Origin of the sequence: Paenibacillus agricola, assembly GCF_011440305.1 — a bacterium.
GTDB lineage: Bacteria > Bacillota > Bacilli > Paenibacillales > NBRC-103111 > Paenibacillus_S > Paenibacillus_S agricola.
Map to the genome: position 1 here is coordinate 63,749 of NZ_JAAOIW010000009.1, position 21,368 is coordinate 85,116.

Here is a 21,368-nt window from a genome sequence, read left to right on the forward strand (position 1 = left end):
TCTATTACTTGTGAAACTCCAGTGTTGTCGTTTGTAGCTGCGTTCTCCATTTTCTCAGTTGATCAACACCATTATGCATGGCTATAGAAATAACCAGACATTTTAAAAGCATTAATTACTTACCATCAGGAGATTACCATCTGGATCTCTCTGTATCTCAGTTACAAGTTCAACTTCATTATTTTTCATAAATTGATATGAAGCATAAATATCGTCTGTTTGAAACATAAACGCAGGTGTTTTATATGTAGGTGGCCTTCTGGCGCATTGCCACCCCACATTGGCATTTGGATAAATTTGTTGTCTGTTTTTATTGAGTGTCTTCGTCGCTTTTGTACTCCAAAATATCACCTGGCTGACAATCCAAAGTCTTACATATCGCTTCTAATGTTGAAAAACGAACCGCTTTTGCTTTCCCATTTTTCAGAATGGAAAGATTCGCCATAGTAATTCCAACCCTCTCCGAAAGCTCCGTTACGCTCATTTTTCGTTTTGCTAACATCACATCAATATTAATAATAATTGCCATATGCTCCACCTCAGACCGTTAAATCATTTTCTGATTTTATATTAATAGCTTCTTGTAAAAGTCTTTGGAGAACAGCAGCAAAAACGGCGATCACCATAGAGGCGAAAATAAAGACCAATCCCATTGGTATGAAACTTGGAGGGTCAACTCTCTTCCCCATGAGATAGTAGAGTGGCATACCTAACAGGTACAAGGTACTGATTGTGATGGCACAGTATTTTATATTCTTTAAAGCTTTTACCGATAATTCCGAGAACGCTTGGTTCTTATCAATATAGCTTAAAAGTTTAAAAGCTTGATACAGAGCAAAGTAAAAAGGAATCGCTGCTGCGTACATATCGATTAAAACGAGAGATTTCATATAAGCCGTTTCTGGATACAATTCTCCAGCAAAATTCCCAATCTTAGGCACTAAAAATATGCACAATGCGAGAATTGGGATTCCAATAAGAATAACAGCTATCTTCAAAAAGAGTGTTTTTCCTCGTTTCATAAACTACACCTCACTTATTTAATGTCAGTTTTTACTTCACAACATAATTTATCGTTTTACAATAAATAAATATCGTTTTTGATAAAATAAAAAGCATTTCTTATTACAAAGAAATGCTCTTACTTTAAATTGTTAATTTACAACTTATTCAACAAAACTGCCCGTTAGTTGAGCGACGCAGTCAGTCTATTAGTTTATTATTCGTTGTATAAACATTATTATTTAGTCTATTAAGAAGCTGAGATCCAACATTTAACTTAATTCCTGCTATAACCGCTGACACGATGTACTGCTCTATATTCGCTCCAGGCATCTTGCCTCAACAACGATGCACCAGAGATACACCCGGAATAAAGTACGTCCATATCGTTCTTAATTTCTATTGGAAGTTCAGCAGTCGTGACAATATCCGAAATGGCAAGACGCCCACCGGAACGCAAGACACGATATGCTTCGTCAATACTTGCTGCTTCGCACTTAACCTACTCTAGACTTGAGCCTTCGCCTCTTTATAAACAAAATAATCGAAATCAGCATGCTTTCTACTACCGCTCAAATCCTGCGCACAAATCCCGATAAATGTACCTGTAAATCGGATATAATCAGCAAAGTCATCCGAAAGATGAATAATACTTAGTGCCTCGCCTATCCTTCTCCAGTCCTCACCGTCCGGGGAAAACCAAAATTGGACGTGTTCACGATCAATCACTGCTTTCAAAGCACAACGCTGAACCCCATTGATACAAACATCCTGTTCTAATAGCTCATCGTATTGCCCCTTTCTACTGCGGACAATTCCCAAGCTTTTACCGGTATCTTCATGGTGAGTGATGCGCAAATAAATATAATCCATCGTATCGTAATACAAAATCAGACCGGCCATTTGCTGGAAATGCCCAGGCTCAAATTCAAGGCTTGTTTCGGCTTCACAGTAAAATGACTGCTGGCGGCGCGCAACCATGCTTTGTCTATGCACCGAGCTCATCGATTCCATACCCTTCAACCTCAAATATCCCGGACGTTCCGTAAGCGAAATCCAGGATTCATCAGCTGGAATTCGCAGCGTGCTCCAATCCACCCCAAGTACAGGCTGATCGAAGTCATCTTTTTCTGCAGGGGGTTCTAACGGATGCAGGGGAATCCTCGGAGCTGCGACGAGTACGGAAGGGGCATTGCCGCCTCCGTCGACCCTAAGCCATAAGTCATCAGTCCAAGACATGCGCTGGATGGCCGTCTCTCTGCCCAGGTTACAATATTTATCATGAACGGGACGCCCAACCAAGTGAACCATGTACCATTCGTCGGTGTGCGTTTGAACGATACTTCCATGTCCTGCCTTTTGCAAGACCAAATCCGGTCTTCCTGCTGAAGTAAGAATCGGGTTTTGAGGATCGACCTCATAAGGCCCCTCAATGGTTTTAGAGCGTGACATGGTCACCGCATGATTATACTGGGTTCCCCCTTCAGCGGTCAGTAAATAATAATAATCATGCCATTTATACAAATGCGGACCTTCCGTAAGCTTTAACTCTGTTCCTTTAAAAATATTTTTGACCGGCCCGATCAGCATCCGCTCTTCCGCCGAGTATTCTTGCAGAACGATTCCCGCAAAACGGTTATGGTCTTTACGGTGATCCCAAATCATATTTACAAGCCACTTCCGTCCGTCGTCATCATGGAACAAGGAAGGGTCAAAGCCGCTGCTGTTCAAATAAATCGGTTCTGACCAAGGTCCCCTAATATCCGCAGCAGTTACCAAATAATTATGGGTATCCTTGAATGCGCCTATTCTGCTTTTTACATCCGTGTAGATCAAATAATAAACACCGTTATGGTAGCTTAAACACGGCGCCCAGACTCCACAGGAATCCAGATCGCCTTCCATATTTAATTGAGACTTTCTGGTTAGCGGATGAGGAAGCAGCCCCCAATGAACAAGATCTCTTGAATGATGGATTTGAACACCCGGAAACCATTCAAAAGTGGAAGTGGCAATATAGTAATCCTCATCCACCCTGAGAATAGAAGGATCTGGATTAAATCCGGGTAAAATCGGGTTCGTAATAGTCATCTTACAATTCCCTCCTAACTATCTTATGGTCTGCTTCTTGGAGCAAGGCTAAAAAATCGCTTTTCAGCAATTGGAAAATTTGTCCACCCTTATTTGCAAAACGGATAAGTTTCATAAATTGCTCACCTCTCTATATGTGTTTTATATTATAAAACACAGTTATCAAATTTCGACATAAAAAAATTGGCTTGGACTCGACATGCATAATTGTTGCTACCGTGCGACTTTGAAGTGCAATTCTGCGTCCTATTCGGGAATAATGGATCACCGCCTTTCCTCCACTTTATCCAAGTACACACATTTGTTCCCATCATGCCGACAAAACGGTCAAGAGCTTTCGGGCAACTGTACGAATGCCTAAGCTTTGCAGCATAAGCTGTTCCTTTTCCAGAAGCTTAGTCCTCAATTATACTATTCTGTTTCCATGTCATGATGGACGTAACGTGTAACTGAAGCGTTTTCAACAAGGAGTGTACCGGACTCTTGTAAAGCTTCATTCTCGCGCTGATTTCTGTAATTTCCTGCTCTCTCGCTTGCTCGTCTAATAAATCCAAAATGTTTCATGCTCTATCCAGCGCTTGAATAATAGGCATAGTATTACTCCTAATCCATAATAATCTTTAAAACCCATACAATCAAGTGAAATTAGTTGAGAACAGCTGAGCCTTCATCTTTAAGGTGAAATTGCTTACCAGGTTATTTGATTTCTTGGAGGCAAGCGTTGTTCGGCTCTTCTGGAAGTGACCCATTCATCACGTTTGGATTTCGGCAAGAGCAGGTCGACAAGGTGGTCCCCATGCAGATGTCCGATTTCCTTCCCTTCGAATAAAAATTCAAATCCGCCGTATCGGTGAGGTTGAATCGATTAAGAACATGATAACTCCGAAAATTACTGCTAAAATTAGACTTCGCAATATAGCCCTCATTCATAAACGGTTCACCCTTAATAAGGGTAATTAATTGATACTGTGAAGAGCGTGAAGTGCATCCTGTTTATCTTTTAAAAAGAATACCTGCTTGCCGTTGTTACACTCATAAATAAAATCTTTCAAACTCTTGCTGTTATACTCATCGAAATCTCCAACAATAGCGAGCTTAACATTGTAGTTCGCATATTTCTGCAGTACTTCACCTGCAAGTCTGGTTTTTAGCTCGAAGAAATCCTTCGTTACGTTCGATTTGTTGATCATTATTTTATAGCATTCATTGTTGTAATTAATAGAAGCCATTAAATCCAATGCATCTTGAACATCGCGTATTATGATGTCAGAGCTATCTACAATTGCGACCCTAGAATTACCCTTTTGGTCGATACATATATTCATTTTTATTCCACCTTTCGTTGATAAGTTGCCTTTAATCTAACAATTCTAACACTCTATTCACATTTTCGGTTCAGCGTATCACTATTAAACTAACCTGTCCAATAGAAAAGAGGAACTGCAGCATATCAAGCTCCTTTGCTGTCGTAATCCGTTTGCGTAACAACTTGCAAATTTGAATTCTGCATAAACCATGTATATGCAAATCATACTGTAGTGAGTCAAGTATTTATAAGTGAACGACAAGAATTACAGCAGGTTTGAAGTAAGCCTTTGTTGAGCTCTTTTTACCATATAAGTTTCTGAATTTCTAACAAAACCATATTTTTCATAAAGTTTATGAGCATCTTTTGTACCTAATAACCCAGTTAAACCTTGGTATTTCTCCAAATTCACTATGGTATCAACGAATTTTTTGCCTAACCCATTGCTTCTGTAATTTTCATCAATGTATACGTCACATAAGTAATACATTGTTGCTTTGTCAGTTATTAAACGGGCAAATCCAATTTGTGTTTTTCCATCATATACACCATAACAATCTGAATTTTCGATAGATTTAATAATTTGCTCTACAGACCTATTCTTTGCCCAATAACTATTAAGTAAAAAATCGCAAACAATTTCAATGTTTAATAAACTCTTGTCATCACTAATAATAAAACCTTTGTAGTCCTCTTCCAAATGAGTGTACCATCCTTTCATCAATTGACTATCATCGATTGGTATGTATAAGAAACTGTATTATTTTTCATTATAATGAATAATAATACATTAGTCTATACATTCTTTCTTATTGAATCCTGCCCGTTAGCTGAGTAAAGGCTACCCTAAGATCATCCGTCGGCAGCCTCATTATTGAATTCTTGTTCACCGTTAGCGTAACAAAAAGGCTGACATCACTGCTAGTTTAGTAATACAGAGGCTTAGACTTATTTATTGAAATAAAGAATTCTTCTTACGACATTTATACTTTTGTTATGTGACCCCACTTACCACTTATAGTGATTTTTGATTTTCCATCCACGCTAACAACAGGTCTAGGTGGCATAAGGAATATCGTCTTTGTTGCACTGTCCCAGGACACTTCAAAACTGGATGCTTCTCCTACAAACCGAATAGGCACAAATACGCTACCCTCGATATTTCTTGGAGCAACTGACAAAGTTGTCGAGTCACCATTTAATATAGCTTCCGTGTTGTCAACTTGAAGGGTGATTTGGACCCCTGCTTTTTCAGCAAAAACAGTCCTACTATCTTGATCCCATCGAACCCCAAAGCCCAACATCTCAAATAGTGGTCGGAATTGAACCAACGTTGTCCCTTCATCCAAGATAGGAGAGGCTACTCCTTTGAAGCTCTACGAGCCAAAATACTCTTTACAGAAGGGCTTGCCAAGGAACGTAAGCCTAAGTATCAAAAGCGTCTGGATGACTACGAGCTTCGGGATTATTACTTTCCGATGTTCGATAAAAAGCCTCCTGTCGGTGTGATTCGTGAACGTAGCGAACAGCTTCTTGGTATCGACATTTCCACCTTGATTGGGAAGATGGAGAAGGGCGAATTATAAGCCCTTTTCCACTATAAAATCCGAATACCCATAAAAATAAAAGCCAAAGGTGCCCTGCGAGAAGGGGGAAAATTTTTGAAATCGAAGGATGCAAGAAATATGCATAAATTGGAACATCAAATAGAAAACCAAATCACAGGAAATATCGAAGACATTTTGAAAAAGAACCTGAAAAACCAGATTGATACTTTTGGGTTCGGTAATTATGCACGTGTATATAATAATTTAAGACGAATATAGAAGTGAATTTTGTCATTGAGCAAACGGGACTAATTATGGACAGTACAGGGGAGAAGGAATAAGGACAGACCTGCGTCGAGAAGGAGGTTAAGGATGCGCGAGAAATTAACACATTTGCAAATATCCATGCTGCTTGTCAACTTAGTATTGACCACCTCGTTCAATCAGTTTACTGTCTTTGATAAGAGAAGTGCAATTGACCCCTACCTTCGCAGACAACATGGACCACTTCCGTTTTTTTCAAATAAATATAAATTGGGGCGAGCAGCTCATCTTAGACTCCGAGCTGCTCATTGTGGTAGCTTTTATGGTCATGGTCAGGTCGAGAAGAACCGTTCCGTTTGAAGCAATGTAGCCATCCAATCAGTCTGAAATTCGCTTTTATATCTGAAATGTTTATAGATTGAATTTGAAACCGATTAAATTCTCGCTTAGATCCCAAAGTTTAGCGGCTAAATCGGGATCAACAGCCCGTTGGTACAAACCTGCTTCAAATGGATTGGTATCATCCGGGACTAGCTCTGCAATATCAGAATTCTCACAGTAAACACCGCCCATACCATCTAATTGACGGTTACCGGCACACCAGACTATAGTGGCTGCTCCCTCTTCAATTGTCTTAAACTCGTCGTTGAGCTCAGGTAAAGCACGTTCCCCTTTTTCATTCAAGGCTCCCATAGCGCGCATCTCTTCGTCAGACAGGTTCCGCGCCAAATCAGTTACAATCGTACCTGGATGTACGGAGAAGGTACGAACTCCATAACCTTTGCCCTTCTTATCCATCTCGACGGCAAATAATGCGTTGGCTATCTTTGATCTTGCATAGGCGATCCACTTGTCATATTCTTGTTGTTCAAAATTCGGATCTTCCAGATCTATACCACTTAGCTTAGCCGCCCGTGAAGAAACGGAGACAATTCTCGCACCATCTGCTTTCTTTAAAGATGGCCACAGCCGTGCAGTTAGCCGGAAATGTCCTAGGTGATTAGTTGAGAACTGAGACTCATTTCCGTGAGAATCACGTAGTAGGGGGACTGCCATAATGCCGGCAGCATTAATAAGGATGTGTAGGGGACGATTAGAATCAAGGAATCGCTCTGCGAAAGCATCAATGGACTCAGGGCTCATAAGATCCAAAGCCTCCACTTCCACACCAGGAACTACTCCAACAGTCGCTTGAGCTTTTTCCAGTGAACGAGCTGGCACGATAACCGTTGCTCCTGCTTTTGCAAGCACTTTAGTAGCTTCTAAACCTAGACCAGAATAACCACCGGTGATAATTACAACCTTTCCAGTTAGATCTTGTCCCCCCAATGCTTCCATAGCTGTAGTTCTAGGACCGAACCCGGAATGAATGGGCATTTGTATAGATGAATGGTTTTCATTAGTCATTAGTATTACCTCCAAATTGTCAAGAATAAACACAAAGAGCAATAATGAAGTTTGTTCTTACTCCGATATTATACTCTTTTTTCGATTCTTCACTTCGAGTCCAGCCACCTCTGTATAGAACCTTATTGATGTTTCCATATCGTTCACCATAATTCCCACATGGTCGATCTTTCTTTTCGTCATTATTTCTCCTTGTAATTCCTTGATTTCGTTACCTTTTGGGAGTAAATCTCTAAATCGTGAATACTTCTTTTGTTTGTAAAATACTTAAGTTTATACGACCCATGGCGCTTTGGGTTAATCGGTTCATCATATTTGGTGTCTGAGTATAGATCGGTGGATGATGCGCTGCCTTAAAGTGGATAGGTATAAGTGTATGGGCTCTTAGGATCTCGGCAGCCGTAACCGCTTGTTCCGGCGTAAGACAGATTGGCTGGTCGCTGAATGGTGTAACTCCCGGAAATTGGGTTACGGCTCCATTTATGGGCAGGCAAGCGGCATCAAAAGCGCCGAAGGTTTTAACCATCTTCCACCAGTACCCATGCCATAAAGTATCGCCAGCATGAATCATCTGCTTGCCACCGCCGCGAACAATCCAGGATACTTGCGGGTCACCTGAGCCGTCCACCGAATTAGCCTCAATAATCGTGAATGGCCCAAGGGTAAAGGTTTCACCGATGGTAGCGCCAGTTACGCGTTTCAATCCGTTGGTAGTCGCTAGATTCACGATTTCCACAGGAACGAATACCGGAACGTCAGATCCATAAGCCGAGATAATCGCTTGTGGGTCAAAATGGTCAGCATGTTGATGAGTGATTAGGACGGCAGCTGCAGACCCATACGACTCTAATGGAAAGAAAGATTCTTGAGGTTCGCCTAACTTGGCAGGAAAATGATAAAGCGGATCAATGATAATAGCGGTGTTTTCTACTTCAACTCGTATGCCTGCCCAAGGAAGCTTTTGAATATTCATGGATACAATCCCTTTCTAATTGTATGTTTAAGTGGAAATCTCCATCCACTCAGGTGAGCTCTTGACCGTACAACAGTCCATGCATCGCTTTCCCCATATCCTGCTGATTGGCTTGAATGATAATCAAATATTTATTGGTACTCCTATTAATTCCTTCCGTGAATAATTGTTATTCAAATCCTTGGCACATCGTTTCCAAGCGCTTCCCGCTTCCTTCACCTCCTTTCAGAACGCCACTCAGCCTTCCGGATTAAATGGTGACAATTCGGTATCCCCCCACTGCATTTCGGTAGCATTATCCAATTGGACAACTTCCTCAATCTTAAATCGTACTAATCGTTCTGCTCCGGGAAAGGCGGAAGCCTCCTCCTCACCCCAAATGATTTCGGCAAAACCAGTCAGATGAAGTGAATGACCATGATCATAGTCGATAAACAACAGCCCCGATGAAGGGTTCGCATAAATATTCCCTAATGTGTTAAACATCGAATTGCCGAAATAATCAGGAAACAATAGCGTCTTTGCATTGAATACTTGAAGAAAACCGGGATTCCCTCCCCGATGCGAGACATCCATTTCTCCTGTCTTACTAACGCTTCCGATATAGAAGGTGTCGGCATTTGAAATCCACTCCTGTTGCTGCAGTCTCAATTCTTTGCTGCGGTGCTCCGATTTTAACACCCTAAAGGCGTCTTTTTCCGTACGAAGCGATCTTCTCTGAATATACTTGGGACAATTCCCGTAAATCTGATGCGCGGTCACAATCAATTGCTCATTCTGCATGCTGGCCGTTCCGTTAATCCGCAGCCTGATTCTCCGGTTTGTATCGATAATCAACAGCCCTATTTGTTCCCGTTCTAACGGTTCTAAAGCAAGAGGATCTCCTTCAACTAATCCAGCCCGGATCACAATACATTGCTCGTCAAGCACCTCGGCAAACCCTGGTTCTCCAGTCAAAAATGTTACCCACACGTTTCCTTCACGATCTGAGGATGATAATACAGCAAACTGTTGGGATTTAAGAAAATGAATAATCCCATTCGAAAACTGGGAACTGACCATCTTCGCGTTCTGTGCTGCGATTGCCTCTTCTCCCGTCAGTTTTTGGACGGTCAGCTCGCCTTCATGATAGACACTCTCCATGCTGCTTCCCTCCAATCAAACCCAGAATGTCGGATACTTGCGTGTCTTATCCAGATTGTTAATGATCAAAGCTACCAATACGATCAATACAGACCCGATCAATACCGGAGAAAACAGAAACGACCAGCCGCTGCCGCTTAGAATAACAACTAAGGGGTCGGCTCCTGCGGGTGGATGCGTTGTCTTGGTCAGCATCATCAGGCCAATCGCCAAACCAACAGCCGCTGCCATAACCCAATTGCTTGAACCAAAGAAATGAGAACACAACAGCCCTACTAATGTCGAAATAAAATGGCCGCCGATAATATTGCGCGGCTGGGACAATGGTGCATCCCATAAACCAAAAGCCAAAACGCAGGTTGCTCCAAATGGAGCCATCAGCCAAACACTTGTTGTCAGATCGGAAAGAAAAGCTAACAAAGCTATAGCAGTAAATCCGCCAATCGCACCGATCAACGCATTCCTTGGAACCACTTTTAAAGGACTTCTTGCTTGGCCTCTCATCTTCAACCAAATGCTATCTTCGTCAACTTTATTCAATTCTCACACCACCTAAATATTATATAACTAGTTAACTAGTTATATAATTTATAATCTTAAATGTCAACTACTTTTTATGTATCATTCACAATTCAAAGTTGGATTATGTTTAAAATAGCGTTATAATATAACTAGTTAACCATTAAATGAGGTGTTTGTTATGGAAGAAAAACAATATTTCCTCCAAGTTGATCCCCAATTGACCTTTAACGTAAATACACAAATCAAAGAACAGCTTAAATGGCTAATAGGAATTGGACAAATGGAAGCCGGCGATATGCTCCCCTCAACAAGTCAGCTGGCTGATGAGCTCAAGCTCAATCGAAATACAATCAACTGGGTATATACCCAACTAAGTGACGAAGGGCTTGTTACCATGCAGAAGGGACGCGGTACTCAGATCACCAGCGGGAGCGAGACCAAACAACTCGCTGCAGAACGGAAACCCATGCAGCAGCTTTTGAATAATACCATTCGCGAAGCCACGGCCATGGGATTTGATTTGCAGTCATTTTTTGTAGCCGGACTTGCCTACTCCTTGCTGCAGCCCCCCTACCCTGCTAGCAAGCTGCGAATTCTACTGGTGGAATGCAGAGGGCATGATCATCCTTTTTATCGCCAGCAAATAGAACGAGCAACCGATGGGGAAATTGAAACTTACTTTCTTGATGATATTTCCGCAAATGATGATGCCGCTAGAGATGCTGCCCAGCGTTCCGATGTTATCGTAACCACCTTGAATCATGCGGATGAGGCCAAAGCTCTTTTTGCCCGCTTCGACAGTAAGGTTATTGTCATCGGGGCAACAATTGAAGCTTCTCTGCTGCTTGAGATCGCCAAGCTGAAGCAAGGTACCCATGTCGCCTTTGTCTGTCTGGGAAAAATAGGGGGAGAATGGATGGCCAACCGGATTCGGGAAGCCGGGATTAATCATTTTCATTTGGAGGCAATGGGAATGAATGATAGCGAGCATCTGAATGAGGCGGTTCGGCACTTGGACAAAATTTATGCCTCTGCCGCCGTATTTCCGGAGATGAAGAAACTGCTTCCCGAAATAACCGAGCTGTTCCCTATGAAATTGGAAGAAAGCAGCAAAAATTTGTTGCAGGAAATCGTATCACAAACTACAGTTAAAGGTCGTGGGTCATGACTCCCTCACCAATATCGCAGATGAGTACAATTAAATGCCACACGGGCAGAATGCACCGTTGTATGATGTGTAGCTCACTTGCGCCGCGGATATACGCTCGGTATCGGCGTCCTGCGGTAACTGTACTTCGCTTACTTCCTGCTGCCATAAATGCCCAAGTAAACATTTTTGATTTTGCCGCTATTGATTTATTCATAAAAAACTCATCATCCATACTGAGCTCGATCAGCGCCGTCCTCGTAGCTTCAATGGCAAGATTCTCATTTTGAAGTTTATAAAAAGCAATTTGTTAAAAAATATGTTTCAAGCTTCTTTAGTCTTTCGACCCTCTCGGCCAAGCCAATCACTGGATTCATATCGCTTACCTCACCTAAAAAAAAGTGTAGCTGCTTTCCCTGAATTTATCTTAATTCCACGCTAACTACTAAGTTGAAGAAATTTTTATTTAACCGGTATCTGCACCGTATCACCCGTTTTCTTTAGGATAAGATGCAAAGATTGAAGATTTTCCGGGAGGGCATCATACTCCAGTGAAAAAGCTCCGGTCTGGGACTGCCATGAGCTGCCGAATAAAGATACCGACTCTCCATTGGCGATCAGATCCATTCCGTTCAGAACGGCTTGATTCAGTTGTTCATTTTCCGCTTGAAGTGTGCCTTCAATCAAAGTCATCGTCGGAGTTGCGGTAATCGTGCCGATGGTTATCGTTTGGCCATTAACGGTAACATTTACGGATTGTTTGATCTTGGTAGGCATCGCTTCATCCGGCCGGTAAGTGAACGTAATTTGTCCCTCCTGTCGTTGATCGCTTTCCGACAGCTTATACCAATACGATAGCGTTAATTTCTTGGCAAGCGGGCTGACAGGATCGAAAGCCACGTATCCTTTAGTCTCGGTAACCCCTCCGGTTGGCCCAGATGTTGCTCCACGTAATATATGATGGGAATCCGTTTGAAAACCCCTAATCCCACTAGGATCAAAACCGTCGTAACTCCGAAGCCCATTCGGGTTGCTCAAGGTATAGTACAAGATAAACTGATTTTCATCCGACATAAGGCCGTTGATGGTAAGCATAGTACCGTCCTCAAGTTGGAACCGCTCGTTAAGATCTTGTCCCTTCCCCTGCTTGTCTAGTTCGCTAAGAGTGTCATATACGGCTTCGTCAAAGCCGAGCAGCATCTTGCCGTAATAGGCTAACGCATGGTATTGGTTGCCCGCGAACAGCATAACCGCAAGGACAGCTGCCGCAATTGTCCAACTTCTTTTTACATGCCATTTCGCTTTTCTTCTGGGGACAGCGGTGTTTAACGCCATTCTTAATCTTGCTTCCAACTCTTCAGGGGCGGAAAGTTCACTTAACCGCACTTTCTCTTCCAACAACCGATCTTCAATGTTGTTCATCTGTATTCCTCCCGTATAACGCTCTCAGTTTCTGAAGCCCTTGGTAAATTCTTGATTTGACCGTTCCCATCGAAACGCGGGTCATCGCAGCAATCGAACCATAATCCAGATCATGATAATATTTGAGTTGAATGGCTTCGCGTTGGTCAGCGTTCAGATGAGTCAGTAGCGCTTGCAGATCCATCTGCTCTTCCACTTGGCGGTAATCGGATATTCCGGTAGAGCTGATGTGCCCCTTATTCACATCTGACTGGTCTCCTAGTGGGATTACCTTATTGTTTCTTTTCAACGAGTTTTTGCATTGATTGACCAGAATGGTCTTACTCCAGGTGTAAAAGGACTCTTCTTTCTTCAATTGGCCGATCCGCTCATAAAGCCTCACGATCATTTCCTGCAAGACATCCATGGCATCCGCTTCATTCCTCATGTAGGAATAAGCTAGCCGATAATAAGCTTCTTTTTCTGCTAATATTAATTGAAGTAAGGCTTCCTTGTCCCTCTTTTTGGCTTTCTTAACTGCATTAACTACATCCATGTCTTCACCTCTATTACTAAGAGTCTCGAGCAGCTCAAAAGGTTCATTCCATCGCAAAATAATAAAAACCGCGAGCATCGCGGTTTACCTTACTTGATTTTTTTTGCCATGTCCATCGGCCTGACATCCGTCCAGCTCCTCATAGCCCCCACAGAGGATGAAAATGAATTTTCATAGTAGCGGAGAAGGCGGTCGATCCATAGTAGTCCTGATGATTATTAAGCTTCTATTTCCGTTAGCTGAACGGTTCTTTAGCTATTCACGCTGATACATCCTTACAAATGTAATAAAATCTACGTTAACTGGTTCAATCCCATCTGCTCGAAGTCGCGAGTTAATCTGTCCTCGATGATACTGACCATGAAGTGCAACATGAGTTAATATATCTCGCATAGAACACTCAAACTCTTTACCTGTACTATTTGTGTAAGATATTAAGTTATCTAGGTCAGTTTTTTCTATATCAGTGAGAAATGTTTTGAAGTTTTCTTCATTTTGTTTAATAAGTTTTGCACAGATTGCTATATCACCCTCCGACCAGATGGGCAATTGTGAACTGTCAACTCCTCTTAATCTAGTTACCCATACTTGTTCTGCATAAAGGATATGACAAAATAAATTTATCACCTGTTGACTGTCAGCCCCAACATTTTGCAACGTTTCTAGAATGCGTTGATTCGCCCAATTTAAATGCTCATACATCTTTTGAATTGTTTTCAATGAGTATCGCCTCCTACATTATCAATAATCTGTCTTCAATGAATTCTATAGGAAGGAGTTCTATCCCTTCTTCACTAAACTGCCCGTTAGCTGAGAGATGCCGTCAGTCTACTACTTTATTATTTCAGTTTATCAAGACATAAATTTATAAAACTCAGATGAAATAAAGGGTTCCACATATTAGTCATGACTAATATGTGGAACCCTTATGTTTAACTATCGTACCTACGTTCGTTTAAGAAGTGACAATTACTATCCAGTATTTCCTGTTGATATTTATTGTATTTTATCATGAGTGTGCATGATTATTTCCCATTCAAATGATAGATTAGTTGCACAACGCCAGAGGAGAACGTTTTTGTATTAACCATTTTTAAATTCAACCTCTGGTTTATATCAATAAACATTGGTTTCCCTACTCCCAAAATAACAGGGTGAACAGATAATCTAAATTCATCAACAAGCCCTAAATTGATAAAAGTTGTAATAAGACTTGCTCCACCATATAGCCAAATGTCTTTACCAGGCTTATTCTTAAATTTATTTACTTCTTCAAGAATATTATCATTTATGAATATTGCTTTATTATCAGTCCCTTTTTGTGTCCTGGAAAACACATATTTTTCTTTACTATGAACTAATCCCCAAATTTCTTCTTCAGTATCAGTTTGTTCAATTTCTGGAGTAAATTGTCCCCATAAATCATAGCTTTTTCTTCCATAGAAAATAGTATCAATTTGATTTAAGAAATTAATAAACCCCATCTCAGAGTCCATAATGCACCAATCAACTTCCCCATTTTTCCCTTCAATAAAACCATCTAATGTAACTGCTAAATCTAAAATTATTCTCCGTTTCATGATTTGTTACTCCTTTCGTTGATCTACCACCCATTATAGACCTTATATATGTCAGCTTGTGTCATATTAATAACAGAAAGGATATCTTTTCAACTATGCTGCCCATTAGCTTAATGGTCATGTGAATAATCCATTACAAATCGAACCTTTAATATCACCGCGATTATGCGCCTATGTTTGTGTCATGATCTCGCGACACAAACATAGGTGCTTTGAAATAAAAAATCCCCGATTGGCGGGGACCTAAAAGCACTCATGTTTGTGTCGCCGGACACCCCTTGTTTCCTGTTGAGTGAATGAACAAGAACTTTATCCCATAAATTACAATAACTTCATCTCATTACCCCCTCTAAAAAAAACAATAAAAAACCATCGCATATGAGTGATGGTTTTTTATTAAGCAGTTTTTTACTATCTCCTTCTGACTTTGTATATTCCTCCACTCATCATATAGATATGTGAGTTCTGGACTTTTCCGTTTCGATCTGCAATTTGTACTACATCACCAGCGGTAACCACATACTTTGGTTATAATTCCATGTGAAACTTACAGTGGACTCCAAAGATTGTTCATTTTGTTCCACATAGACCCTCCTCCTCCTTTTACATATATTAGCTTAACTTTCATAGCTGTATTTAGTCTCTCAAATTAATGTCCTCCACCAAGCACTTTGTAATCCGATGTTACGTATGGGACTGTTGGGACAATAATCCTTAAATAAGTTAGGTTCAATTATGCTTACAGGTGCTGTGCCAAATTACAGTCGCTCTTGTTTTTCTTCTCTGGGAATTGTACTAACAACAATATAGCAATTCCAACCAAGACCGACAATATAAATGTTATTTTGGTGCAACGATTAAAATAAATCAAAGATATCCACCATTTAATTATGCTGTTAAACCAAACAAATATTGATTAATTTAACTTCATAAAGGACAGACGAATGATTGCATTCGACCTGCCCTTTATGCATTACTTCGATTCCGTCAATTGTTTTTTCAGCAGTACTGAAAGATTTGAATCTTTTTTTGGATCAAAATCAAAACTAGTGCTTGACGATCTAAAGTAAGGTACTCCCATCGTACCGAGGTGTTCGTTTGTTTTGCAAAGCGGAAATTTAATGATCCTCTGTGCTGCACCACAGAGGATCAAAATGGATAGTACCCTTAAACTACTGGGAACCATCCAGGTACATTTATCGCATCACAGCTATCTCGCCATTCTTCTTTCCATCAAGGATGGAGTTTAATCATTCGGCTATTGATGTATGAAAAACATTCCCCGAGCCCCTCGGTAATACCACCACCGCTCTCTTCATCTGCAGATACCCATCCTTTGAACCCGATCTCGTGAATCGCTTGAAACACCGGATCGAACGAAATGTCGCCCTGTCCGAGCACTCTCCACTCTCCGTTCGAGTAATCCTTCAGGTGAAAATTATTGATCACCTGTCGGAAGCTCCTCACCAGTTCGGCAATATCCATAATGCCGGATTTGACCAAATGGGCGGTATCCACCGTCAAACCAATCGATTGATCCTCGATATGATCGAAGAAGATGTCAAAGTCCTCCCTGTGCATAACGGGCGAATTGTAGTGGTGATGCAGTGATATTTGGATGCCTTCCTCACGCGCTTCCATGCCCAAACCGGATAAAACACTCGCAACCTTAGCGATATCTTCTTTCCGATTTTTTTCTTGTCTGGGATCCGCAGGGCAGAATACAATGATTTCCGTACCTAAGACTTTGCCGAATTGGATCATACGCCGCAGATTGACCTGGTCCTTTTCCTGCAGAGACCCAAACGCGATCAATGCAGAACCGACTCCCTTCAGATGTCCCCATTGCTCCTTAAACCGTTCAGGCTCATCCAGGTAAGGGGCATATTGATTGTTTTTCAACTGCAATCCTTCATAACCGCATGAACCGTAACTATTAAAAAGCAAGCTTTGCTCCTCCACGGTACGAGTAGGCTTTGAAAAAGCCAGCCTGATGTTTCCCTCCGCTGCCAGCGGTGATCCATTTATATCCATCATCCTTATTCCTCCCCAATTATCCTTTTATTCCTGTAAAGCTGATGCCTTCCACGAAATATTTTTGCCCAAAAAAGAAAATGATCACGGCCGGTAAGGTCATAATGGCGGAGCCAGCCATTAATAAATTCCACTTCGTGCTGAATTCTCCCCTCAAGGTGATTAGTCCAAGCGCCAACGTAAATTTAGAGTCATTATTAAGGTAAAGCAAAGGCTGAAAGAAATCGTTCCACTCATGAATAAATGTGAAAAAGGCAATGACAACGAGTACAGGTGTAATTAACGGAAGCATGATGTCGTAGAATACGCGAAAATACCCGGCTCCATCGATTGTTGCAGACTCGTCAAGCTCTTTGGAAATGCCCATGAAAAATTGCCTGATCAAAAATATATTAAAGGCACCGCCCCCCAACCAAGCAGGGATGATCAACGGATAAAACGTATTAATGGCTCCGAGATGGCTCCATACAATATATTTGGGAATGAGCGTCACAGCCGGTGGAAGCATCAAAGAGGACATCACCAGAATAAACCACATATTTTTTAACGGAAAATTCAACCGGGCAAAGGCGTAGCCACCCAAGCTGCATGTAACCAAGGTGCCGATCAGCACGGGAATAATAATCATCATCGTATTCTGGAAATAAAGATGGAAGGGCACCGCCCTGAACACCTCAGCGAAATTCTCCCAGCGGAAGGAATCCATGTAGTACTTGGGAGGAAACCGGAACAACTCCAAATCGTCCATTAAGGAGCTTTTCACCAGCCAGTAAAAAGGAAACAGCGATGCCACACAAATAACGAATAAGAAGGCATTTCTTAGTGCATTAAGCACAAACACCTGCTGCTGTTTATTTGCCGCCATAAAAAACCCAACCCTTCGAGGATCTGAATATGAGCGCCGTTAAAAGAGCGATGATGCAGAACAAGACCCATGCCAAGGCACTTGCATAACCGAAATTATTGTTGACAAACGCTTCCTTGTAAATGTAGTAGACGAAAAATAACGTAGCGTTATTCGGTCCACCTGCAGTCATTACATAGGCTTGTGTAAAAGCCTGCAGCGAGCCGATAAAGCCCATAATTAAATTGAAAAAAATAACCGGAGTTATGATCGGTATCGAGATATATACAAGCTTATGCCACCAGCCGCCACCGTCGATCTCAACGGCTTCGTACAAATGCTTGGGCACATCCTTGAGCCCGGCCAGAATGATGAGAGCACCGGAGCCGCTTGCCCATAAATGCATGAACACTAGGGAAGGGACGGCTGTCGATTCCTCGAAAATCCACTGCAGCTTCGGGATACCAACCACCGATAAAATCGAGTTAAGCAGCCCGAAATCGGGGTTGAATAACCAGATCCACAGAAAGCTGCTGGCAACGGCCGGGACGATAGTCGGCATATATAAGATGGTGCGGATTATCCCTATCCTCTTGATGTCCAGATTCATCATCAGCCCCAGAATAATGGAGGCGATAGTCGTTGTGATCACACTGGCGAATGCATAATAAAGAGTAACAACTATGGATTTATAAAAAAATAAATCCCTGGTGAATATTTTTTCGTAGTTTTTGAACCCACTCCACTTCAACTCATCAAAAACCTGCCAGTTCGAAAAGCTGATAAATAATGAAGCAATCATGGGACCTATCGTCAGTAGCAAAACTCCAAGAATGACTGGCAATGCAAATAAATAGCCAGCAATTGCCTCGCTTCTTGCTCTTCGTGAACGTTTGGACACCTTCTGGACAACCTCACTGTTAGTAGCGCTATATTCCAGCACGAACAAACCTCCTATCCGATTCCTTGCAGCCCCTACAAGCGCGTTAGGCAACGATGACATTCCTCTCCTAGTTCTTGTAAGGTTCTTGTAAGGGCTTACACTCAATGAATTAGGCTATTTGATTTCTAGCTCTTGCTTCAGCTTCGGCATAATATCCTTTTTCACAACTTCCTCTGCGGTTTTCTTTCCTAGCCAAAGCTGGTCGAGCGCAGGATAAATGATTGAGCTTGCTTTCACATCGTTTTCCCAGAAAAACCCCGAGGGCTGCTTCACGTTGTTCAAGCCATAATCGACAACGGCTGTTTTATATTCGGCTGGATGGTACTTATTGTCTACCCACTTCTTAACTAAAGCAGGGTCAGTAAACCATTTCTCCTCATTAGGCATTGCCAGGCCATTCTCGATCAAAGGAAAAATATTAGACGGATCCATAACAAACTTGTAGAACTCTTGTGCTTCCTTCATATGCTTTTTGGAGTTTTCTGTTGTAATAATTTCGATCGCCGATCCGGTATTAGTCGTAACCGCAATTTGAAATTTAGGCAATACCGCTACACCCAGCTTCAAGCCTTTCTCAGCCATCGCTTTACCAAGCACCTGCAAGCTCCACTGCCCATCAATGACCATCGCTACCCGTTTGGTCAGCAATGCCGCATCAGCGCTTGGAATCGCAGCACTTTGTGAAGGCTTCGGCATGACACTATGCTTGTTCGCAAGATCTGCAATTTGCTGAAGCGCTGCTATGCTCTCTGGGGAATCCAGAATGATTTTGCCATCAGGGGATACAATTCCGCCATTATTACTATAAAGTAATGGTTGAATACTGTTTCCATTTAATATCATGTTGGTTCCGTAGGTTGTAATATTTTCCCCATCAAATCCGGATTCGCCGGGGCTTTTGCCGTTCTTATCCTTGGTAAGTTTCTTTGCTACCTCTACAAATTGATCCCATGTCCATGCCTTATCGGCGCTTGCAGGTGGATAAGGAAGCTTGGCGTCATCGAAAATCTCTTTATTATAATACATAATAATAATTTCATTGTTTGAGCTGTACCCGATTACTTTGCCGCTTGAATTTTTAAATCCGGTATACTCGAGCTTTTTTGCGATGTCCCCCGTCTTGTGCATAGGCTCTACATCTACGAATTTGCCCGACTTGGACCAAGGAAAGACTTGACCCGCCTGAATTTTGGCGATATCAGGAAGCGTATTTGAGGAGGCTAGTGCGTTAAGCTTAGTACTGTAATCATCCGGGATATACATCGGTTTCACCGTAACATTGGGATGCGCCTTATTATACTCCTCAATGAGCTTATTGTAGGATTCTTTCTCATCGGTATTGCCCCAGAACGAAAAAGTGAATTCCACTTTTTCTGAGGACGCAGTTTGTGCCACTGGAGTGGCACTGCATCCGACAACCAGACCCAAGCACATCGTTACTGCGAACACACTATTTAGCTTCTTTATTGCTCTCATTTGATCAACCTCCACTATTTTTTGAATGGCAATCATGGATTAGCTATAAAATTCGTCCAATCTGATCACTTGGCCGCTAGCCAGCGATTGATAGGCAGCCTCCATCAGCTTAAGTGAATGCAGGTTATCGAAAATTCCTGTCTCCGGCTGGCGGTTTTCTTCTACAGAGCGAAGCAAATCATAAAGAAGATAAAAGGTGGCTTCGGATTTATCGAAGGTATTCACGTATTCCTGCTTATCGCCCGCCACGTTAATTTCTGTAGCTTGTTTATAATCCATAACCAGGCTGCCTTTCTCGCATTCAACAATCGCCCCATTTAGCCTAGCCCTGCTATTAAAGCTTTCGGTCAAGGAAACAACCGTCCCTTTTTTGAATTGAAGGATTACGGAGACGGAGACGTCCTGGCCCGTCTCATTCTTGACGCCTCTGCAGTAAATCGTTTCAGCTTCATCCTGCAGCAAGTACCGATAGCCATCAAACCAATGGTTAGACATGACCGCCATCACATATCGCTCCAGCCCCATCCTCCAGCCTTTATCCCGTCTCCAACCGTTGACAACCTGGGTGATATGCAGCGGAACTCCTAAAGTCCCTTTTTGCAGTAGCTCCCGACCCATATGAAAGGTGAAAAATCTCCTGAAATTTTGGTCAACAGCAATCGGTACATTGAATTCTCGTGACCAGTTCGCAATCTTGACTGCACTCTCATAGTTTTCTGCAATCGGCTTCTCACAAAATACAGGGATTCCCGCTTTCATCAATTGAAGAAGTACCTCTTCACGCAAAAATGTGGGTGTACATACAACTGCTGCGTCAATAATGGTTCCCTGGAGCATGGCCTCTACCGTCTCATAGCTATTGGGAATTTGATATTTGGTGCTTTTCTCCAACCGATTCTGTTCAACGGGATCACAAACTGCGTGGATTTCTACAAGCTCTGGATGGCGGATCATGCCCTCCAAATGCATGCCCGAAACATTTCCTGCCCCCACAAGACCAATTTTGTATCTTTTTTTCGTTTGATATTCAACCAAGACCAACACCCCTATCGCGTAATATGGTTTGTATTTACACCTTCTTGCCCTTGAATTGGAAGCCCACCTCCCCATTCAACAAAACGGCCAGAATTGT

General features: G+C 42.0%; 26 protein-coding genes and 2 pseudogenes. 4 read left to right on the forward strand and 24 right to left on the reverse strand.

Going from position 1 to position 21,368, the window contains the following annotated elements; translation table 11 throughout:
* Positions 1-310: 310 nt before the first annotated feature.
* The 9 genes and pseudogenes from G9U52_RS22745 to G9U52_RS41755 form a co-directional block, all read right to left on the reverse strand.
* Positions 311-529 carry a helix-turn-helix domain-containing protein gene (locus tag G9U52_RS22745; RefSeq protein ID WP_004434885.1) on the reverse strand — a complete coding sequence of 73 codons (219 nt, stop codon included), beginning with the start codon at positions 527-529 and terminating at the stop codon, positions 311-313.
* A gap of 10 nt (positions 530-539) precedes the next feature.
* A complete protein-coding gene (locus tag G9U52_RS22750) occupies positions 540-1,022 on the reverse strand; it encodes a DUF2975 domain-containing protein (protein WP_166152944.1) in 483 nt (160 codons plus the stop codon).
* Between the two features lie 181 nt (positions 1,023-1,203).
* A pseudogene (locus tag G9U52_RS40165) lies at positions 1,204-1,477 on the reverse strand (hypothetical protein); the annotation flags it as partial.
* 32 nt (positions 1,478-1,509) lie between these two features.
* Positions 1,510-3,093, reverse strand: coding sequence for a glycoside hydrolase family 43 protein (locus G9U52_RS22760; RefSeq protein WP_166152945.1), 1,584 nt, complete (start codon positions 3,091-3,093; stop codon positions 1,510-1,512).
* Positions 3,094-3,488: 395 nt separating this feature from the next.
* Positions 3,489-3,647, reverse strand: coding sequence for a helix-turn-helix domain-containing protein (locus tag G9U52_RS22765; protein ID WP_243767503.1), 159 nt, complete (start codon positions 3,645-3,647; stop codon positions 3,489-3,491).
* A gap of 134 nt (positions 3,648-3,781) precedes the next feature.
* Positions 3,782-3,955, reverse strand: coding sequence for a luciferase domain-containing protein (locus tag G9U52_RS22770; protein WP_166153165.1), 174 nt, complete (start codon positions 3,953-3,955; stop codon positions 3,782-3,784).
* Between the two features lie 94 nt (positions 3,956-4,049).
* Positions 4,050-4,418 (reverse strand): DUF4180 domain-containing protein, encoded by a 369-nt coding sequence (locus G9U52_RS22775; RefSeq protein ID WP_166152946.1) that lies wholly within the window; start codon positions 4,416-4,418, stop codon positions 4,050-4,052.
* A 246-nt stretch (positions 4,419-4,664) separates the two neighbouring features.
* Positions 4,665-5,099 carry a GNAT family N-acetyltransferase gene (locus G9U52_RS22780; protein WP_166152947.1) on the reverse strand — a complete coding sequence of 145 codons (435 nt, stop codon included), beginning with the start codon at positions 5,097-5,099 and terminating at the stop codon, positions 4,665-4,667.
* A gap of 283 nt (positions 5,100-5,382) precedes the next feature.
* Positions 5,383-5,703, reverse strand: coding sequence for a copper amine oxidase N-terminal domain-containing protein (locus tag G9U52_RS41755; protein ID WP_375790276.1), 321 nt, complete (start codon positions 5,701-5,703; stop codon positions 5,383-5,385).
* A gap of 51 nt (positions 5,704-5,754) precedes the next feature.
* Here G9U52_RS41755 and G9U52_RS22790 point away from each other — a divergent pair.
* The 3 genes and pseudogenes from G9U52_RS22790 to G9U52_RS22800 all read left to right on the forward strand — a co-directional run.
* Positions 5,755-5,985 (forward strand): annotated as a pseudogene (locus G9U52_RS22790) (ISL3 family transposase); the annotation flags it as partial.
* A gap of 24 nt (positions 5,986-6,009) precedes the next feature.
* Positions 6,010-6,225: a Ger(x)C family spore germination C-terminal domain-containing protein gene (locus G9U52_RS41760; protein WP_375790277.1), complete on the forward strand. Its 216-nt coding sequence runs from the start codon at positions 6,010-6,012 to the stop codon at positions 6,223-6,225.
* A 93-nt stretch (positions 6,226-6,318) separates the two neighbouring features.
* On the forward strand, positions 6,319-6,570 hold the full coding sequence (locus G9U52_RS22800; protein WP_166152949.1) for a hypothetical protein: 252 nt from the start codon (positions 6,319-6,321) through the stop codon (positions 6,568-6,570).
* 51 nt (positions 6,571-6,621) lie between these two features.
* Here the strand turns inward: G9U52_RS22800 and G9U52_RS22805 are convergent, their stop codons facing one another.
* From G9U52_RS22805 to G9U52_RS22825, 5 genes are all read right to left on the reverse strand, one after another.
* The gene (locus tag G9U52_RS22805; RefSeq protein ID WP_166152950.1) at positions 6,622-7,617 is read right to left on the reverse strand and encodes an SDR family NAD(P)-dependent oxidoreductase; all 996 of its coding nucleotides are present in this window, start codon (positions 7,615-7,617) and stop codon (positions 6,622-6,624) included.
* Between the two features lie 57 nt (positions 7,618-7,674).
* Positions 7,675-7,800, reverse strand: a complete 126-nt coding sequence (locus G9U52_RS22810; RefSeq protein WP_166152951.1) for a VOC family protein — start codon at positions 7,798-7,800, stop codon at positions 7,675-7,677.
* A gap of 49 nt (positions 7,801-7,849) precedes the next feature.
* Entirely contained in the window at positions 7,850-8,590 is a 741-nt protein-coding gene (locus tag G9U52_RS22815; RefSeq protein ID WP_166152952.1) for an MBL fold metallo-hydrolase, read from the reverse strand.
* A gap of 237 nt (positions 8,591-8,827) precedes the next feature.
* Positions 8,828-9,733: a pyridoxamine 5'-phosphate oxidase family protein gene (locus tag G9U52_RS22820; protein ID WP_166152953.1), complete on the reverse strand. Its 906-nt coding sequence runs from the start codon at positions 9,731-9,733 to the stop codon at positions 8,828-8,830.
* A gap of 15 nt (positions 9,734-9,748) precedes the next feature.
* On the reverse strand, positions 9,749-10,237 hold the full coding sequence (locus G9U52_RS22825; RefSeq protein ID WP_166153167.1) for an HPP family protein: 489 nt from the start codon (positions 10,235-10,237) through the stop codon (positions 9,749-9,751).
* Between the two features lie 196 nt (positions 10,238-10,433).
* Between G9U52_RS22825 and G9U52_RS22830 the strand changes: the two genes are divergently transcribed.
* The gene (locus G9U52_RS22830) at positions 10,434-11,423 is read left to right on the forward strand and encodes a GntR family transcriptional regulator (RefSeq protein WP_166152954.1); all 990 of its coding nucleotides are present in this window, start codon (positions 10,434-10,436) and stop codon (positions 11,421-11,423) included.
* Here G9U52_RS22830 and G9U52_RS22835 read toward each other — a convergent pair.
* The 10 genes from G9U52_RS22835 to G9U52_RS22880 form a co-directional block, all read right to left on the reverse strand.
* Positions 11,404-11,619, reverse strand: a complete 216-nt coding sequence (locus G9U52_RS22835; protein WP_166152955.1) for a hypothetical protein — start codon at positions 11,617-11,619, stop codon at positions 11,404-11,406. The two genes, G9U52_RS22830 and G9U52_RS22835, sit on opposite strands and share 20 nt — an antisense overlap.
* A 245-nt stretch (positions 11,620-11,864) precedes the next feature.
* Positions 11,865-12,824 carry a DUF4179 domain-containing protein gene (locus G9U52_RS22840; protein WP_166152956.1) on the reverse strand — a complete coding sequence of 320 codons (960 nt, stop codon included), beginning with the start codon at positions 12,822-12,824 and terminating at the stop codon, positions 11,865-11,867.
* Complete coding sequence (locus tag G9U52_RS22845) at positions 12,811-13,359, reverse strand: RNA polymerase sigma factor (protein ID WP_166152957.1); 549 nt, start codon at positions 13,357-13,359, stop codon at positions 12,811-12,813. Before G9U52_RS22845 ends, G9U52_RS22840 begins: the two co-directional genes overlap by 14 nt.
* Positions 13,360-13,614: 255 nt before the next feature.
* On the reverse strand, positions 13,615-14,079 hold the full coding sequence (locus tag G9U52_RS22850; protein WP_166152958.1) for a DinB family protein: 465 nt from the start codon (positions 14,077-14,079) through the stop codon (positions 13,615-13,617).
* Between the two features lie 305 nt (positions 14,080-14,384).
* Complete coding sequence (locus G9U52_RS22855) at positions 14,385-14,939, reverse strand: dihydrofolate reductase family protein (protein WP_166152959.1); 555 nt, start codon at positions 14,937-14,939, stop codon at positions 14,385-14,387.
* Between the two features lie 1,233 nt (positions 14,940-16,172).
* Entirely contained in the window at positions 16,173-16,976 is an 804-nt protein-coding gene (locus G9U52_RS22860; RefSeq protein ID WP_243767505.1) for a sugar phosphate isomerase/epimerase family protein, read from the reverse strand.
* Between the two features lie 16 nt (positions 16,977-16,992).
* The gene (locus tag G9U52_RS22865; RefSeq protein ID WP_166152960.1) at positions 16,993-17,838 is read right to left on the reverse strand and encodes a carbohydrate ABC transporter permease; all 846 of its coding nucleotides are present in this window, start codon (positions 17,836-17,838) and stop codon (positions 16,993-16,995) included.
* The gene (locus G9U52_RS22870; protein ID WP_243767520.1) at positions 17,825-18,619 is read right to left on the reverse strand and encodes a carbohydrate ABC transporter permease; all 795 of its coding nucleotides are present in this window, start codon (positions 18,617-18,619) and stop codon (positions 17,825-17,827) included. Before G9U52_RS22870 ends, G9U52_RS22865 begins: the two co-directional genes overlap by 14 nt.
* A gap of 255 nt (positions 18,620-18,874) precedes the next feature.
* Positions 18,875-20,236, reverse strand: coding sequence for an ABC transporter substrate-binding protein (locus G9U52_RS22875; RefSeq protein ID WP_166152962.1), 1,362 nt, complete (start codon positions 20,234-20,236; stop codon positions 18,875-18,877).
* Between the two features lie 39 nt (positions 20,237-20,275).
* The gene (locus tag G9U52_RS22880; protein ID WP_166152963.1) at positions 20,276-21,271 is read right to left on the reverse strand and encodes a Gfo/Idh/MocA family protein; all 996 of its coding nucleotides are present in this window, start codon (positions 21,269-21,271) and stop codon (positions 20,276-20,278) included.
* Positions 21,272-21,368 lie beyond the last annotated feature (97 nt).